A 16,611-nucleotide genomic window follows, 5' to 3' on the forward strand; every position below is an offset into this window, starting at 1 on the left:
CAAATGGATTATTTAACAATTAATATTGTGACTCCTAATGGGCTGGTTTATGACCATCACGCATCAATTATTGTGGTACAATCAACGGATGGTGAAATTGGTATCTTACCTAAACATGCACCTATTATCGTTCCTTTGGCGATTGATGAAGTGCGTGTGAATAGAATCGATTCTGATGCGCACATGGATTGGATAGCTGTGAATGGCGGTATTATGGAAGTTCGGGATAACGTTGTGTCAATCATTGCCGATAGTGCAGAACGTGAAAGAGATATTGATGTAAGCCGAGCAGAACGTGCTAAAAAAAGAGCTGAGCGTATGATTGAAAAAGCAAAGGAAAATGCAAATACGGATGAATTAAGTCGTGCTACAGTTGCACTTCACCGAGCAATTAATCGAATCAATGTGTCAAAACATACGTAAAAAATTAAAGTGACTGAGACAACATGATTGTCTCAGTTTACTTTTTTAGATAAAATGAGAAACTATACATAAAATCTTTTAGAAAAATTAAGAATTTTTATTTTTTGTTTCAGTTGATTTATGATAAACTGTCTTTATGTCGCTTAGTGAAGCATAAAGAATCTTCTGTAAAAACTAAAAGTGATAGAAAGTATCACCTTAAATTTTACTTAATTTTTCTGTCGAAGCTGTACTAGCCTAATATGCTTTTAAATTAAGGAGATGAATGATGCAATTTTTTGGTATTGATGCGCTGGTTCGAATCATTAGTCATATAATGTTTATTTACGTTAGTTTTTGGGCGATGCAATCTATTCGAATAGAACATTTTTTTAAAACACATCAGACCTCTCAAGTGCGTATGCTGATCGTTCTTTTTTCAATTGTTATTGGTTTTACTGCAAGTTCATTTTTCTTAGAATTTCTTGCCTTATGCCGTAACTTATTTATTGGATTTTTTCCATAAGGATTGATGAATAAAAAGAAAAGATACTAATTGTTGGTAAATAGTGGTATAATAGAAAAGATTTTGGATCGAAGCATCCAATTCTAACTTTTTTGGGGGGAACAAAATGGAACAGATTATTGTTCATGGTGGTAACCAATTAAAAGGAACTGTGAAAATCGAGGGGGCTAAAAATGCAGTATTGCCAATTTTAGCAGCGACCCTTTTAGCTGAAGAAGGAACAACAACATTAAATAATGTACCGATTCTTTCTGATGTTTTTACAATGAACCAAGTAATTAAACACTTAAACGTAAATATTGAATTTAAAGAAGAAGAGAATCAAGTAATAATAGATGCAACACAGCCTCTAGGCATCGAAGCAAATTATGAGTACGTTAGCCAAATGAGAGCGTCGATCGTTGTTATGGGTCCTTTATTGGCTCGTAATGGTCATGCGAAGGTTGCTATGCCTGGTGGCTGTGCGATTGGTAAACGTCCGATTGACTTACACTTAAAAGGCTTCCAAGCGCTAGGTGCAAAGATCATCCAAAAGAATGGCTATATTGAGGCAATTGCAGATGAGTTGATCGGAAATACAATTTACTTGGATTTTCCAAGTGTAGGCGCGACTCAAAATATCATGATGGCTGCTGTTAAAGCTAAAGGGATGACAGTAATCGAAAACGTTGCTAGAGAACCTGAAATCGTTGATTTAGCGAATGTCCTTAACAAAATGGGGGCTAAAATATTCGGCGCTGGTACTGAAATGATGCGTATCGAAGGCGTGGAAAAACTTCATGCGGTTGAACATTCAATTGTTCAAGATCGTATTGAGGCAGGAACGTTTATGGTTGCAGCTGCAATGACTGAGGGAGATGTTTTGATCGAAGAAGCAATTCCGGAACATAATCGTCCGCTAATTTCTAAATTAACTGAAATGGGTGCTGTAATTCGTGAGGAAAGAGGCGGTTTACGTGTTGTTGGTCCTAAAGTGATCAAACCAACGGATATCAAAACATTGCCACATCCTGGTTTTCCAACAGACATGCAAGCACAGATGACTGCAATGCAAATGGTAGCTGAGGGATCAAGTGTTGTAACTGAGACGGTCTTTGAAAATCGTTTCCAACATTTAGAAGAAATGCAACGAATGAATGCTGATGTAAAAATAGAAGGCAATATCGCTATTATTAATGGTAGTCAAGCATTACAAGGGGCTGCTGTTGAAGCAACGGATTTACGTGCTGCTGCTGCGTTGATTTTAGTAGGATTACGTGCTCAAGGTATTACACGAGTAACGCATTTAGAATATTTAGATCGCGGATACTACAAATTCCATGAAAAACTTCAAAAATTAGGAGCAAAAGTGGAGCGAGTATACGATGAAAAAGCGACAGAAAAGACACTGTCAACAGTTAGTTAAAAGGGGAAATAGATATGAGTTCGACACGCTATATTATAGTGACTTTGTTGAAAGTTTTAGTAGTGATTGCCTTAGTGATTATTTTATTTGTTACCGGCACGATGATCGGTTATGGAGTCGTCGGCGGAGGGAATCCAAAAGATGTGTTCAAAGAAGAAATTTGGACTCATATTCTAGACTTTTTTAAATAGATATCGCATAAAAGAGCCAATTCAGCCTGTTTTTACGGTTTGAGTTGGTTTTTTTTTATAGTATAAGAGTGTAGCCCTTTTAACTTGAGAACAGTCAATTAACTGAAACTATCCAAAGTTGAAAATCAAATAATATTTAGTTCCTTTAAAATAGTAGCCAAACCCATAGATACAAATTCTAGTAACTCAATATAATACAAACATGTAACTGTTTTAGTATACAAGCTGTTAAAATAAAATGATGAAGTCATTAAACATCATTTCAGCTGTTTTATAGGTTGAAAAGTCTAAAATATCAACTAAGAAAAAACGTTATATGTTATAATGAAGATTGATTAATTGCAGAAGGAGCGATAAGGATATGAAAGCAGTAGTTACTGAAATTGGTGTTCGAGCATTAGATGAGAAAGAACCGATGATCATACTTTTTGGTGAAAGCGCCACAGAGGGGTTAAAAGAATATTCTGTGATTCAAAATTTTCAAGAAAATCAAACGTTAGAAATGAAAAAAGGGGATTTACTAAAGATCGATGAACAAGAATATACGATTAATTATGTGGGGTCTTTTGCTAACGATAACTTAAACAGCATTGCCCACGTGACATTAGTTTTTGCTGATATACCTAAAGAGGATCCAATTGTTAACGGTTTATACCTTACGCCTGATGACTTTCCGACAATTAAGGTTGGATCAATAATAGAATATATGTCTCATGGAGAGTGAATAAATGGAACAAGAGAAAAATAAAGAGAAACGATTTTCCTGGTTTTGGCGTTGGTTTTTAAATAATCAAGTAGTGACCACTTTATTGATTGTATTATTAATTTTGTTGATCTTATTAGTTTTTACAAAAGTCTCGTATTTATTTGAACCTGTTTGGCAGTTTGTCGCGGTTGTTGGTTTACCATTGATCATGGCAGGGATTTTATATTATTTAATGAACCCAGTTGTTGATTATTTTGAAAAAAAACAAGTGCCTCGTATTTGGAGCATTATTGGACTATTTATACTTGTCGTTGCTTTGATTATTTGGGGGCTTGTAGTGATTGTTCCGAAAATACAAGAACAGACAGTCAGCTTTGGAAATCATTTTCCACAATATATTGATACGATTGATCAAAAAATGCAAGAGTTTTTAAGTGACCCTTTCTTTGCGCAATTTCGTAGTCAACTAGAGGATATGGGCGATAAGTTGATCAGTTCATTAGGGGATATTATTCGTAATATTTCTACGTTTACAGTACAAGGATTAGGAAGTTTTGTGGGAGCTGTCGCAACAGTTGTCGTTGCAATCATTACAATGCCGTTTATTTTGTTTTATCTGTTAAAAGACGGAAAGCAATTAGCGCCTTATTTGATGAAATTTTTACCTAATAAAATGCGCCAACCTACATTGAAAGTTTTAGGAGAAGTCAATTCTCAGGTTTCTTCTTATATACGAGGACAATTGACAGTGGCTTTTGCGGTGGCTGTAATGTTTATTCTCGGCTTTTCATTCATTGGGCTGGATTATGCGATTACATTGGGAATTACAGCGGGCTTTCTTAATTTGATTCCTTATCTCGGCTCATTTTTAGCAATGGTGCCTGCAATATTTTTAGGAATTGTAGGCGGCCCAGTTTTATTAGCTAAGGTGTTAGTCATTTTTGTTATCGAGCAGACGATCGAAGGCCGTGTGATTTCACCACTTGTGTTAGGTAGTCAGTTAGATATTCATCCTGTGACGATTTTAGTCGTGTTATTGACGTCTGGAAAGTTATTCGGTGTTGTAGGAGTAATTCTGGGAATTCCTGTTTACGCAGCTGCCAAGGTCATCATTACGCATATATTTGAATGGTATAAAGAGGTTTCAAGTTTGTATCATGAAGAAGAAGAAGTAGAAAAACTTGAATAAAAAAAAGCCGAAATGGACAAATCTGTCTGTTTCGGCTTTTAAAATCTTAGAATGTTTTTCCTAAAGTTGTTGCTTGGTTCATTGCTGTAGCTAATAATTCTTCAGCTTTTTCTGGATGGTGATCGATTCCTTCAATAAATAATTGATTGACTTCCGTAATACCAATAAAGTTTAAAATACCTTTTACGTACTGAGACGCAAAATCTTGTCCTTCATAAAAACCACCATTTGATTGAATGTGTAAGGCTTTTTTACCATTAGTTAACGGTTTAGGACCTTCTTCAGTGTATTTAAACGTTTTTCCTGCTACATTGATTGTATCGACCCATGCTTTTAAGCGAGTCGGAACGTTTAAATTCCATAAGGCATTGGCAATAACCACTTTATCAGCACCTAAAAATTGATCTGTTAATTCATTGAAACGCGCAACTTTTGTTTGTTGGCTTTCATTTAAAGCAGTAAATTCAGTACCAGTACGTAATGCCCCCCATCCAGAAAGCAACTCTTCATCGATTTCTGGAATGAAATCAGAGTAGACATCTAGCACATCGATCTCATCAGCTGGATTTTGAGCTTGATAGCTTTCTAAAAAAGTTTCTAAGGCACGGACAGAACGGGACTCTTCCTTAGTAAGTGGGTGTGCTTTAACAACAAGTAATTTTGACATGTAAAATCTCCTTCAAATACCTAAGTATCATTATTTATAAACAAAACTATTCTACTAATAAAAAGTAAGAAAATCAATATTTTTGCATAAATTCTACAAAAAATAAGTTTTCAGCTATTTTAGCAAAGAAAATACTTATAGGTAGTGATATGGAAGTACACTAAGTATCAGTGTAAAAAAAGTAATGACTTTTTTAGGGATTGGGTGTAAAGAACTTCAAAATCGGAAATAGAAATGAATTCAATCGTTGAGCCTATTCTTTATAAATATATATTTTTTACACTTGGGTAAAAATAACATTTTCTAGTTACTATTTGAAAAGGATTGCAAATGATTTTGAAAGGTGTTATGATAAGCATGTAATAAGGATTGTTACTGTTCGGCAGGCAAAACCTGAATCTTCCATAGCAATTTATTTTGGGTGGATTCTAGGTTTTTTTCATTTGTATTTGTAAAAGTGAGGTTCATCATGTATATTGAAAAAATTTTAAACAACAATGTCGTCATGACAAAAAATGAATCAGGTGAAGAAATCGTCTGTATGGGCCGAGGACTAGCGTTTCAGAAAAAAATCGGTGATGTAATTGATCCAACTTTTGTCGAAAAGGAATTTGTTCTTAAAGACTCCATCATTTCTGGACAATTTCAGCAATTGTTTGCGGATATTCCTTTAGAAGAAGTAGAGATCGTAAAAAAAATCGTGGATATGGCTGAAGAAGAGTTAGAAATTGAACTTTCGTCTAATATCTATCTAACGTTGACTGATCACGTACATTATGCGATTATGAGGGCTAATGAAGGTCTTGAAATGCCGAACCCATTAATGTTTGAAACAAAAAAGTTTTACCCGAAAGAATTTGCGATTGCTCGAAAAGGTGTTGCGCTGATTAAGGAAAAACTTAACGTTGATTTTTCTGAAAGTGAAACAGGCTTTATTGCGTTTCACATTGTAAACGGTGAACAGGCAAATGGAAATATGGAAGTAACGATGTCCGCTACTGAAATGGTACGAGATATTCTAACGATCATTAGCCGTTATTTTGGTAAACCATTTGACGAAGATTCATTAAATTATCAAAGAATCGTGACACATCTACAGTATTTTGCTCAACGCTACCTACAAAATGAAGCTCATGATGAAGAAGATGATTTTCTTTATGAGTTAATTCAAAGTAAGTATCCTAAAGCATTTCAATCAGTACAAAGAATCGATGATTATCTAGTCAAAAAATACCAAAAATCGATAGATAAAGCGGAACAAATTTATTTAACGATTCATATTCAACGTGTAGCTGGAGAGAAAAAGCAATAGCGTTTATGTTTACCAAAAAATTTAATTTTCAATCGAAGCGGATTGTTACTGTTTAGCAGGCAAAACCTAGATTGAAAAAACAAGCGATTCATCTATATTTAGTTTTTATAAGTATAGTAAATCATTGTTTTTTCAGTTTAGGTTTTTTTATATAAAAAATTAAGAAAAAGGGGTATGTAAAATGAGTAAAAATCAAGAAATCGCTGAGCGCGTCTTAACGCTTGTTGGCGGAGAAGAAAATGTAAATAGTGTCGTCCATTGTGCGACTCGTTTACGTTTCAAATTAAAAGATGAGGAAAAAGCAGATACTGAAAAATTAAATCAAGATACTGATGTGATTCAAGTAGTTCGAAGCGGCGGGCAATATCAAGTCGTAATCGGTAGCCACGTAAGTGATGTTTATAAAGAATTGATGGCGCATAGTGGTCTAGGAAATGATGAGTCAGAAAAAGATAATGGACCGAAAGGGAATATTTTCAATCAATTGATCGATATTATTTCTTCTATATTCACGCCATTCTTAGGTGCGATGGCAGGTGCTGGGGTCTTAAAAGGATTTTTAACACTAGCCGTTACATTAAATTGGTTGACTGCAGAATCAGGTGTTTATGTTGTCCTTTTTGCAATAGCTGACGGAATTTTTACCTACTTACCGATTCTTCTAGGCTTTACTGCAGCGAAGAAATTCAAAACGAATGAGTTTTTAGCTGTCTGCCTCGCAATGGCACTCGTTCATCCAAGTATTACAGCACTGGCGGGACAAACATTAAGTTTCGCTGGAATTCCAGTAATTATCGGAGCAAGTGCGTATACATCATCGGTTATTCCGATTATTCTGGCTGTTTATGTTCAAAGTCATGTTGAACGTTTCTTTAAGAAAATTATTCCTTCTTTTTTACAAATCATTTGTGTTCCTTTAGCTGTCTTTCTTGTGATGGCACCAGTTACTTTTATTGCAATTGGCCCAATCGGAACAATTTTAGGTGATTTACTTGGTAAAGGGTATGATGGAATTTATGGGTTTAGCCCAATTATTGCCGGTGCAGTTATGGGTGGTTTATGGCAAGTATTTGTTATGTTTGGTATGCATTGGGGCTTTGTTCCAATTATGTTATTAAACCTTTCAGCAGCAGGTGGTGGTGTAGATACAATGGCACCAATGCTTTTGCCAGCTGTTTTAGCACAAGGCGGAGCAGCGTTAGCCGTGTTCTTTATGACAAAAAATGTAAAACTAAAAGGCTTAGCTTTATCTTCAACAATTACTTCGATCTTTGGGATTACAGAACCGACAGTTTATGGTGTAACATTACCACTTAAAAAACCATTTATTGCTGCTTGTATCGGTGGGGCAGTTGGTGGCGCATTTATCGGTTTCAGTCACGTTCAAAACTATGTCTTTGGATTGGTTAGTTTATTGAGTTTACCAGGATTCATTCCTCAAGATACAAAAGATACGTCTGGTCTGGTTGCAGCTGTGATTGGAACGGTGATAGCTTTTGTGGTTGCATTTGTTTTAACGTTTATTTTAAAATTTGATGACAAACTAGAAGCTGGCAGTGAAGCACCAAAAGAAAATAACTCAATTACACAAAATAGTAATAAAAATGATAAAATTGTTTTAACCAGTCCAATAACAGGGACACTCGTTCCTTTAGACAAAGTTGAAGACCAAGTATTTTCATCTGGAGCTCTAGGTAAAGGGATTGCGATCGAACCAACTTTAGGAGAGCTATACGCTCCAGCTAACGGCGAAATCACAACACTATTTCCAACAGGGCATGCGGTTGGAATCACAACAGAAGATGGTGTTGAAGTATTGATGCACATCGGTATGGATACGGTCGAGATGGATGGTGATGGATTCGAGAGGTTAGTGAAACAAGGTGAGAAAGTGAAACAAGGTGATTTGTTAATTAAATTTGATATTGAAAAAATCAAAGCAGCAGGGCATCCAGTTATGACACCAGTTGTTGTTACAAATAGTGGGGATTATTTAGATGTATTAGATATGGATCAAACAGATGTTTTACATGGTGAGGATTTCTTAGCGATTATACGTTAATTAGACAACTGGTTATGTTTTTACATTATCTAGCTCACGAGCTAGTTTTTCGGGAAAAAGATAAAAACTGACCGAGCGCAATCAGCTTTTTAAATAAGGAGGAAAATCGTATGTCAAACAATAAAACAGCATTTCCAGATGGATTTTTATGGGGAGGCGCAACTGCGGCCAACCAATTAGAAGGTGCTTATCGCTCAGAGGGGAAAGGCTTGTCTGTTGCTGATGCAATGCCTGGTGGCAAAAAACGTTTTCAAATTTTAGGTAGCGATACGTTCAATTGGGAAATTGACGAAGATAAATTCATTTACCCAAATCATCGTGGTATTGATCATTACAATCGTTTTAAAGAAGACATTGCACTATTTGCAAAAATGGGTTTCAAATGTTACCGATTCTCAATTGCTTGGGCTAGAATTTTTCCAAAAGGTGATGAAGCGATACCCAATGAAGCAGGATTAAAGTTTTATGACCAAGTGATTGATGAGTGTTTGAAACATGGTATTGAACCTGTAGTAACGATTTCTCACTATGAAATGCCTTTACACTTGGCCAAAGAGTATGGCGGTTGGAAAAATCGTAAAATGATCGATTTCTTTGAAAACTATGCAACTGTTGTATTAACGCGCTACGGCAAAAAGGTAACATATTGGATGACGTTTAATGAAATCAATTCAGCATTCCATTTTCCAGCATTAAGCCAAGGGATGCTTAAAGCGACAGGAGCAGGGGATTATCAAAATGTTTTCCAAGCATGGCATAATCAATTCGTAGCTAGTGCTAAAGCGGTGAAAATTGGTCATGAAATCAATCCAGATATGCAAATTGGCTGTATGATTATCTATGCAACAACATACAGTATAGATGCAAATCCAGTTAATCAAATGGCGACATTAGCTCAAAATCAAGAATTCAATTTCTATTGTACAGATGCTCAAGTTCGAGGGGAGTATCCAGCTTACCAACAACGAATGTTTGATAAATATGGTGTCTCAGATTTAGAAATTGGAGACAATGATTTAGAATTAATGAAAAAATATTCAGTAGATTATATCGGTTTTAGTTATTACATGTCATCGGCAGTCAATGAAACAGCTGAAGAAGAGGACACAGTAATTGGAAACTTATTAGGTGGCGTGCGCAATCCATTCTTAGAAGCGAGTGAATGGGGATGGCAGATTGATCCTGAAGGGTTGAGAATTGCATTGAACGAATTATACGATCGTTACCAAAAACCATTATTTATTGTAGAAAATGGCTTAGGTGCAATCGATAAAGTGGATGAAAATTTTTATGTGCAAGACGATTATCGTATTGATTATTTACGTCGTCACATTGAAGCCATGTCAGAGGCAATAAAAGATGGTGTTGATTTAATGGGTTACACACCGTGGGGCTGTATCGATTTAGTGAGTGCTTCAACCGGTGAAATGAGTAAACGGTATGGCTTTATCTATGTTGATTTAGATGATAACGGTGAAGGCACGATGAATCGATATGAAAAAAAATCATTTAATTGGTATAAACAAGTAATTGAAACAAATGGACAAGACTTGAAATAGAAAATAAACCAGAGCTGTAGGTCAAGGAGAAAATTTGATCTACAGCTCTAAATTTTTGGAATTATAAAGAAATATTTGGCTAAGTTAAAAAGATTTTTTGGTCAAGATAACCAATCAATTATCATTAACATCGTGTAGTTTAATCATTCATCATTATTTCTTTTTCGTTGATACCATCATTTGGGTGTTGTATAGTGGGTTTGTGAGGGGGGAGACCATTGGAAAGAAGAAAGCTAAAACATCCTTTTTTTGTCATTATCGGTCCTAGTGGTTCAGGAAAAACGAAAGTGGCAGAAGCTGTTTTTAAAGCAAAGTATAAGGTAATTTCTCATACAACACGTCCAATCAGAAAAGATGAAAAAAACGGTGTAGACTACTACTTTGAAACGAAAGAACGATTTGAATATTTACTAAATACAAAAGCTTTGGCAGAACATGATACATATGATGGAAATCAATATGGTGTAGGAATTGCTGAGTTAATTCAAAAAACGGCAGATCATTATGCTTATGATGTTTTAACGATTAAAGGTTTTCTAGAAATCGAAAAGCGATTTGGCAATATGGTTATTCCCATTTTTTTTAAAGCATCCAAAAAAAATACATTAATAAGATTACAAACGAGAGAAGATGATGAAAAGATCATAACACAACGTAGTGCATTATATGATCAAGAATCTTTGCATAAAAACAAAGTAATGACTTACCCAAACTATTGTATAATCGATGCAAATCAACCATTTCAAAAAGTTGTTGAAGAGCTAGAACAGGCAGTAAATGAGTATCTCAAAAGTAAGCGAGTGTGAGAACGATTTATTTTACGTAGCTTTTTCCTATGTTTAATAAATTTATAGCGCCGATAGTAAAATTAAGCTAGACAACTAAATAAGTCATTTGTGCTACACTCAAAATAGTTCCGACCAAAGAATTATAAGGAGTGAAGACAAATGACCTATACTCATCTTACATCAAATGAACTCGTGATGATAGAAGCTTATTTCAATATGAGCCAACCTGTTACGATGGTTTCTAAGACTTTAACTCGTTCTAGACAGACAATCTACAATGTTTACAACTTCCTGAAACAAGGAAAATCTATCTGTGACTATTACCAACAATATAAAGAAAATAAAACACGTTGTGGTCGACAACCCATTAGTTTGCCTACAAAACAGCATGATTACATTCAATCTATGGTGGCTCAAGGGTGGACACCTGATGTGATTATTGGTCGAGCTGAGTTTCCTATTTCATGCTCTGTTAGAACACTTTATCGTCAGTTTAAAGCGAATCAATTTGATTGCTCAAAACTACCAATGAAAGGGAAACGAAAGCCCAACGGGCATAAAGAACGTCGTGGAAAGCAAGCATTTAAACGCAATATTTCAGAACGATCCACTGACTACCCTAATTTCCAACAGGAATTTGGGCATTTAGAAGGTGACACAATTGTTGGCGTTCATCATAAAAGTGCCATCATCACTCTAGTTGAACGCCTTTCAAAAGTGATTATTACATTAAAACCAAATGGTCGGAAAGCATTGGATATTGAAAAAGCGACAACTGATTGGCTACAAAAGATTCCCAGAAACTTGTTCAAATCCATTACCTTTGATTGTGGAAAAGAATTTTCAAATTGGAAAAACATGAGTAATGTCAATGATATTTCTATCTATTTTGCAGACCCTGGAACCCCCTCACAACGCGGATTAAATGAGCATTCGAATGGGTTATTACGTAAAGATGGGCTGCCTAAAACAATGGATTTTAATCAAGTTGACCAAGCTTTTGTTGCGGCTGTCACCTCTAAAAGAAATCACATACCAAGGAAATCTTTAAATTATCGAACACCATTAGAAGTATTTTTGAGTTACATAAATGAAAGACATTTGTCTAGCTTAATTTGACAAATCAAATAGTATAAAAAATTCAAATACTTTTTCATTTATCTGCGGAGAGCGCTAATTAAATTTTCCAGAACATTGCTCAAAAAATCTCGATTGCTAATAGTGTAAAATTCGCTGAGATACTAAGTGGTAGTTTAAACATTTATTATAAATAGTAAATCCAAATAAAAACGAAATCCTTCAGAGTAAAATTGATCAGTTCATTTTATTCTGGGGGTTATTTGTAAAATATAGAAATCTGAATTTTCCGTTAATTACAAAAATGTAACTTGTATGACAAACCAAATAATGGTTAAATAAAAGAGTAGGATAACTAAAGTTATTGGGAAATATAACTTTATGAAATGAAAAGGGAGAAGAGGAGAAGAGTGATGAAAAAAAGAAAAGTGATCATTGTAGGGATAATTGCAGTAATAGTAATCTGTATTATTATTCTTCCAAACTTGTTTAAAGGAACAAAAGTAGAAGAGTCAGAAGTAAAAATGGCTGGCGAAGATTTTGGAATCGAGTATTTTGAAGTACCAGATATTGAACAGGTCTATATAAATGGTGTCGTACAACCGGAACAGGCGGAAGCTTTTTCAAAGGACACAAAACTAACAAGTACTCCTGATATCAAAGTGAAAAATGGAGATGTTGTGGAACCTGAAACAGAATTATTTACGTATGAAGATAAAGAAGTAACTAAAGAAATTGAAGCACAAAATAATACGTTAAGTAAATTGGCTACTAAAAAACAGAATATCTATAATAAATGGAACCGAGCAATCGATAATTTTAATAAAACAAAAGAAGAAGATCGAAATACAACAGGAGCGGCTATTGATGAACAACATCAGACGGAAATCGATGGCGTAGATGAGGAAATTTTGTTTTCTAATGAAACAATTTCTGATTTATCTACAAAACAATTTATCTCAACAAAAGCAAAATTCAAAGGACGAGTTTCGATTCCAGAGGTCAAGGATGAAAATGCGCCTATCCTTCGCTTAACTTCTGATGGATTGTATGTCGCTGGTAAAGTAAATGAAAAAGATTTAATGAAAATTGCCGTAGACCAAAAGGCGAATCTTTCAGTCGTTTCAAGTGGAACAACTGTCACAGGTAAAATTTCTTATATTGACGGTAACCCACCGGAAGCTAAAGCCAATCAAAGTGAAAGCAATAATGCTAACGAATCGATGTCTACGTACAATGTAAAATTATCCCTTGATAGTTTAGAAGGAATCAAAAATGGGTATCATATGCAAGCTACTATTAACTTAGGAGATAACAAGCCAATCGAAGTTCCTAAAAAAGCAATGCATGATCAAGATGGCAAAAAATATGTATTAGTGAATGATTTTGGATCAGTGATTCGTCGTGATATTCAGGTAGGCGAAGAAAAAGGTGAAAATATCGTTGTTCATTCAGGATTAGAATCAGCGGATCGAATTGTTGTTTCTTCTAAGAAGGAAGTTAAAGAAGGCGATTTGATTGGCGATGGTAGTGAAGAATCAGGAGAAGCAGCACCAAAAGCCGCTAAAGAATAGGAGGAGCACACATGATGCAAGAAGAAAAAAGTCCGCGACCTCTCATTCAGATGCAGGCAATCAATAAATATTTTCCTGTGGGTAAAGAAAAATTGCACGTCTTAAAATCATTGGATTTGACGATCAATGAAGGTGAATTTATTATGATCATGGGAAAATCAGGAAGTGGAAAAACAACCTTAATGAACATCATCGGTTTTTTAGATCGAATTTCTGATGGAAATTATCTTTTTAAAGGGGAAGATGTTTCCAAGCTTTCTGAGAACAAAAAATCTGAATTCCGAAATGAGTATCTTGGTTTTATTTTTCAACAATTCTTTTTGATCAATTCATTAAATGTTAGTCAAAACGTACAATTGCCTTGTGTTTACGAGGGAAAGAAAAGTAATGAAGAAAAACGAAAGATTGCTGAAAAATATTTAGAGTTAGTTGGTTTAGGCGAAAAAACAAAAGCAAAAGTTAATGAACTATCTGGTGGTCAACAACAGCGTGTAGCGATTGCTCGTTCGTTAGTAAATGATCCGCTTTTGATCATGGCTGATGAACCGACAGGCGCTTTGGATAGTGAAACTGGAACGGAAATCATGGAGTTATTGACAGAATTGAACCGCCAAGGAAAGACAATCGTAATGGTTACCCATGATAATGATATGAAAAAATATGCGACTCGAGTGATACACATGAAGGATGGCCGTTTTCTTGAAGAAGAGGTGATTCGATGATCTCAAATCTATTGATCAGTACATTATTGAGTTTGCGAGCTCACAAATTGCGAGTTTTTCTAACGATGATTGGAATCATCATCGGAATTGCTTCAGTAGTGACAATTTCAACATTAGGCGAGGGCATGAAAAAACAAGTAACGTCTGCAACAAGTGCTATGAATACGAGCGTAGTTAAGCTGCACTATACCATGGAAGATGAAAGTGCTTCTGGGACAATGTCTTACGAAAAACCAGATTATAGTTTTTCTAGGGTCGATATGAAAAAGGTCAGGGATATCGATGGTGTTGAATCAATTTATCCTCAATATGGGGATGGTATGATGGGAGATAATCTAAATACTGAATTGGATTATTTTGGTGCCAAAGCAACGTTAATGGTTACATCAAACCGAGGGCAAAAGAAGGTTAAATATGGACGAGATTTTGACGATCGAGATATCAATAAAGACGTAATTATTTTGAATCACGATACGTTTGATACGAGTTTAAAGATGGATGATCCAGGTGAATTGATTGGAAAAGCTGTTTCAATCAATGGATATATGTATAAAGTTATTGGCATTTTAGAGCCATTTGATTATGGTGCTCTGGATAATTCTGAAGCAATGTCACTAGATTGGAATATTGTTTCCAGTAGTTTTGTATCAAGAAGTTCATATAATAAACTAGCAACGTCAAAATCAATTAGTGGCATTAATTTCAAATTGAAAGAAGGCGTTGACAAGCAAAACGTTATTGCGCAAGCCGTTACTATTTTGAACGAAAGCCATCCAGATGTTAAAGGGATCTTTAAGGAAAATGATCAGGAGCAGAAGAACCAGCAGCAAATGGAAGAGGCCATCGGAGGCATGACAATGTTCTTGATGGCAGTCACTGCAATTTCTCTTTTGGTTGGTGGGATTGGTGTGATGAATATTATGTATGTCTCGGTCACAGAAAGAAAACGAGAAATCGGTATTCGTAGAGCAATTGGAGCGAAGCCTCGAATGATTTTGATGCAATTCTTACTAGAAGCGGCATTTATTACGTTATTAGGAGGATTGATCGGTGTTGGATTAGGCTATCTTCTTTCAACATTAGTCGGTGGCTTCGTAGATATCGTTCCAGTGATGACACCATCGATTTTTGCTATATCAACTGTAGTATCTATTATGACAGGTGTTATATTTGGGATCATTCCTGCGATTAGTGCATCTAGAATGGATCCAATCAAAGCTATTTACAATTAAGAAAAAGATCAAATAATGGCTAAAAGACAAGGTTGGGACTGTAGGATTTAACCTGGAGAAATAAGCAGGAATTCACGAAAATTGCTCTTTAAATTTTTGTGAATTTCAGCTTATTTAAAAGAGGGTTGCTTTTGAAACCATCGTCTATTCGTATTTAGGGTGTGAAACAAAAGTGAATTTCACTGTTGTTTTATACCCCTCTTTTTTATTATTAAAAAAGAAAAAAAATATACTTGGATTTTCAAATCACATGAAAAAGAAATTTTTTGAAAAGAGCATTTGCTTGCTGAAATCAGTAGAGATGTTTAGAATAAATAGAGGAAGACATTCGGAGGGGGAAGACGAATGGAAAAGTTTCAATTACCAAAAGATGTATATGTGAAAACGATTGCAATTCGTGTGAAAAATGTAGATGGCATGGTAAACTTTTATAAAAATGTGTTGGGATTTATTTTAAAACTAGAAGAAAATAATCTATCGATTTTCGGTTCACAAGAAAAAGATAGTCGATTACTTATACTAGAGGAAACTGATTCTGAGAAAGATCAAATCCATCCTTTTGAGAAATCAATTTGTTTTTCTTTATTGATTCCAACAGAGGAAGAATTTGGTAGCCTTTTAAGAAGAATCACAGTTCACAACTACCCTATAAGTAAATCAATCCAAAAAGGACAGCGTAAAAGTGTATTTTTGGAGGATCCAGAAGGGAACAACCTGGAGATTAGTTATCTAGGAGGAGCAGATCAATTTGGAGAAAATGTTAAAACTCTGAATATCAAACCTTTGATAAATGAAAGTAATCTCTTATATTCGAGCCTTTCAGCTGGTGTTCGATTTGACAGACTCAAATTGTATGTGGAAGATAAGAGTAAACATTATTCCTTTTACCAAGATATTTTAGGAATGGCTTCTGAAAGTAAAACTGCTGATATGTTATCAATAAATAATAGGAATTTTTGGATTTATTTAGAAGATTCAGTAAGACAGAATAAACGAGTAGACGATTCTGAAGAATCCTTAGGGGTGGATTTTTTTGTGTTGTCATTAAACTATAAAGAAGAGATGAAGAAGCTAAAACAACATCTAGAAGAACAAAGACAAGAATTTTTTGTTGATAAAAAATTAACGATTTTAACGATGTACGATCCTAGTAAAATCGAATGGTGGTTCGTTAGAGAGTAGAGCAATAAAATAGGTTG

The 16,611-nt window shown here is 35.0% G+C and carries 16 protein-coding genes; 15 read left to right on the forward strand and 1 reads right to left on the reverse strand.

Translation table 11 applies throughout. The features are described from left to right. Window positions 1–3 precede the first annotated feature (3 nt). The 6 genes from AC4BBR_RS05450 to AC4BBR_RS05475 all read left to right on the forward strand — a co-directional run bounded on the left by AC4BBR_RS05450 (window position 4) and on the right by AC4BBR_RS05475 (window position 4,419). Window positions 4–423 (forward strand): F0F1 ATP synthase subunit epsilon, encoded by a 420-nt coding sequence (locus tag AC4BBR_RS05450; protein ID WP_490461542.1) that lies wholly within the window; start codon window positions 4–6, stop codon window positions 421–423. A 268-nt stretch (window positions 424–691) separates the two neighbouring features. Beyond that, on the forward strand, window positions 692–928 hold the full coding sequence (locus AC4BBR_RS05455; protein ID WP_490461543.1) for a DUF1146 family protein: 237 nt from the start codon (window positions 692–694) through the stop codon (window positions 926–928). Between the two features lie 106 nt (window positions 929–1,034). Beyond that, on the forward strand, window positions 1,035–2,333 hold the full coding sequence (gene murA, locus AC4BBR_RS05460) for a UDP-N-acetylglucosamine 1-carboxyvinyltransferase (RefSeq protein ID WP_490461544.1): 1,299 nt from the start codon (window positions 1,035–1,037) through the stop codon (window positions 2,331–2,333). 14 nt (window positions 2,334–2,347) lie between these two features. Next, window positions 2,348–2,524 (forward strand): DNA-directed RNA polymerase subunit beta, encoded by a 177-nt coding sequence (locus AC4BBR_RS05465; RefSeq protein ID WP_490461545.1) that lies wholly within the window; start codon window positions 2,348–2,350, stop codon window positions 2,522–2,524. 361 nt (window positions 2,525–2,885) lie between these two features. Then, entirely contained in the window at window positions 2,886–3,248 is a 363-nt protein-coding gene (locus AC4BBR_RS05470; protein WP_490461546.1) for a PTS glucitol/sorbitol transporter subunit IIA, read from the forward strand. 4 nt (window positions 3,249–3,252) lie between these two features. After that, on the forward strand, window positions 3,253–4,419 hold the full coding sequence (locus AC4BBR_RS05475) for an AI-2E family transporter (protein WP_490461547.1): 1,167 nt from the start codon (window positions 3,253–3,255) through the stop codon (window positions 4,417–4,419). A 46-nt stretch (window positions 4,420–4,465) separates the two neighbouring features. Here AC4BBR_RS05475 and AC4BBR_RS05480 read toward each other — a convergent pair whose 3' ends face one another. Further along, window positions 4,466–5,086, reverse strand: a complete 621-nt coding sequence (locus AC4BBR_RS05480) for an FMN-dependent NADH-azoreductase (RefSeq protein WP_490461548.1) — start codon at window positions 5,084–5,086, stop codon at window positions 4,466–4,468. A gap of 469 nt (window positions 5,087–5,555) precedes the next feature. Here AC4BBR_RS05480 and licT point away from each other — a divergent pair, with 469 nt between their 5' ends. The 9 genes from licT (at window position 5,556) to AC4BBR_RS05525 (ending at window position 16,594) form a co-directional block, all read left to right on the forward strand. Continuing rightward, a complete protein-coding gene (gene licT / locus AC4BBR_RS05485; RefSeq protein ID WP_490461549.1) occupies window positions 5,556–6,398 on the forward strand; it encodes a BglG family transcription antiterminator LicT in 843 nt (280 codons plus the stop codon). A 181-nt stretch (window positions 6,399–6,579) separates the two neighbouring features. Continuing rightward, entirely contained in the window at window positions 6,580–8,460 is a 1,881-nt protein-coding gene (locus AC4BBR_RS05490; RefSeq protein ID WP_490461550.1) for a beta-glucoside-specific PTS transporter subunit IIABC, read from the forward strand. A gap of 110 nt (window positions 8,461–8,570) precedes the next feature. Continuing rightward, entirely contained in the window at window positions 8,571–10,019 is a 1,449-nt protein-coding gene (locus tag AC4BBR_RS05495) for a glycoside hydrolase family 1 protein (protein WP_490461551.1), read from the forward strand. 218 nt (window positions 10,020–10,237) lie between these two features. Then, window positions 10,238–10,825: a guanylate kinase gene (locus AC4BBR_RS05500; RefSeq protein ID WP_490461552.1), complete on the forward strand. Its 588-nt coding sequence runs from the start codon at window positions 10,238–10,240 to the stop codon at window positions 10,823–10,825. Window positions 10,826–10,966: 141 nt separating this feature from the next. Then, window positions 10,967–11,926, forward strand: a complete 960-nt coding sequence (locus tag AC4BBR_RS05505) for an IS30 family transposase (RefSeq protein ID WP_490459128.1) — start codon at window positions 10,967–10,969, stop codon at window positions 11,924–11,926. A gap of 371 nt (window positions 11,927–12,297) precedes the next feature. Further along, on the forward strand, window positions 12,298–13,458 hold the full coding sequence (locus AC4BBR_RS05510; RefSeq protein ID WP_490461553.1) for an efflux RND transporter periplasmic adaptor subunit: 1,161 nt from the start codon (window positions 12,298–12,300) through the stop codon (window positions 13,456–13,458). Window positions 13,459–13,469: 11 nt separating this feature from the next. Next, window positions 13,470–14,180 (forward strand): ABC transporter ATP-binding protein, encoded by a 711-nt coding sequence (locus tag AC4BBR_RS05515; RefSeq protein ID WP_490461554.1) that lies wholly within the window; start codon window positions 13,470–13,472, stop codon window positions 14,178–14,180. Next, window positions 14,177–15,412 carry an ABC transporter permease gene (locus AC4BBR_RS05520; RefSeq protein WP_490461555.1) on the forward strand — a complete coding sequence of 412 codons (1,236 nt, stop codon included), beginning with the start codon at window positions 14,177–14,179 and terminating at the stop codon, window positions 15,410–15,412. Before AC4BBR_RS05515 ends, AC4BBR_RS05520 begins: the two co-directional genes overlap by 4 nt. Before the next feature lie 345 nt (window positions 15,413–15,757). Beyond that, entirely contained in the window at window positions 15,758–16,594 is an 837-nt protein-coding gene (locus AC4BBR_RS05525; protein ID WP_490461556.1) for a VOC family protein, read from the forward strand. The last annotated feature ends 17 nt before the right edge of the window (window positions 16,595–16,611 follow it).

Source organism: Enterococcus sp. AMC1251 (genome assembly GCF_058216535.1).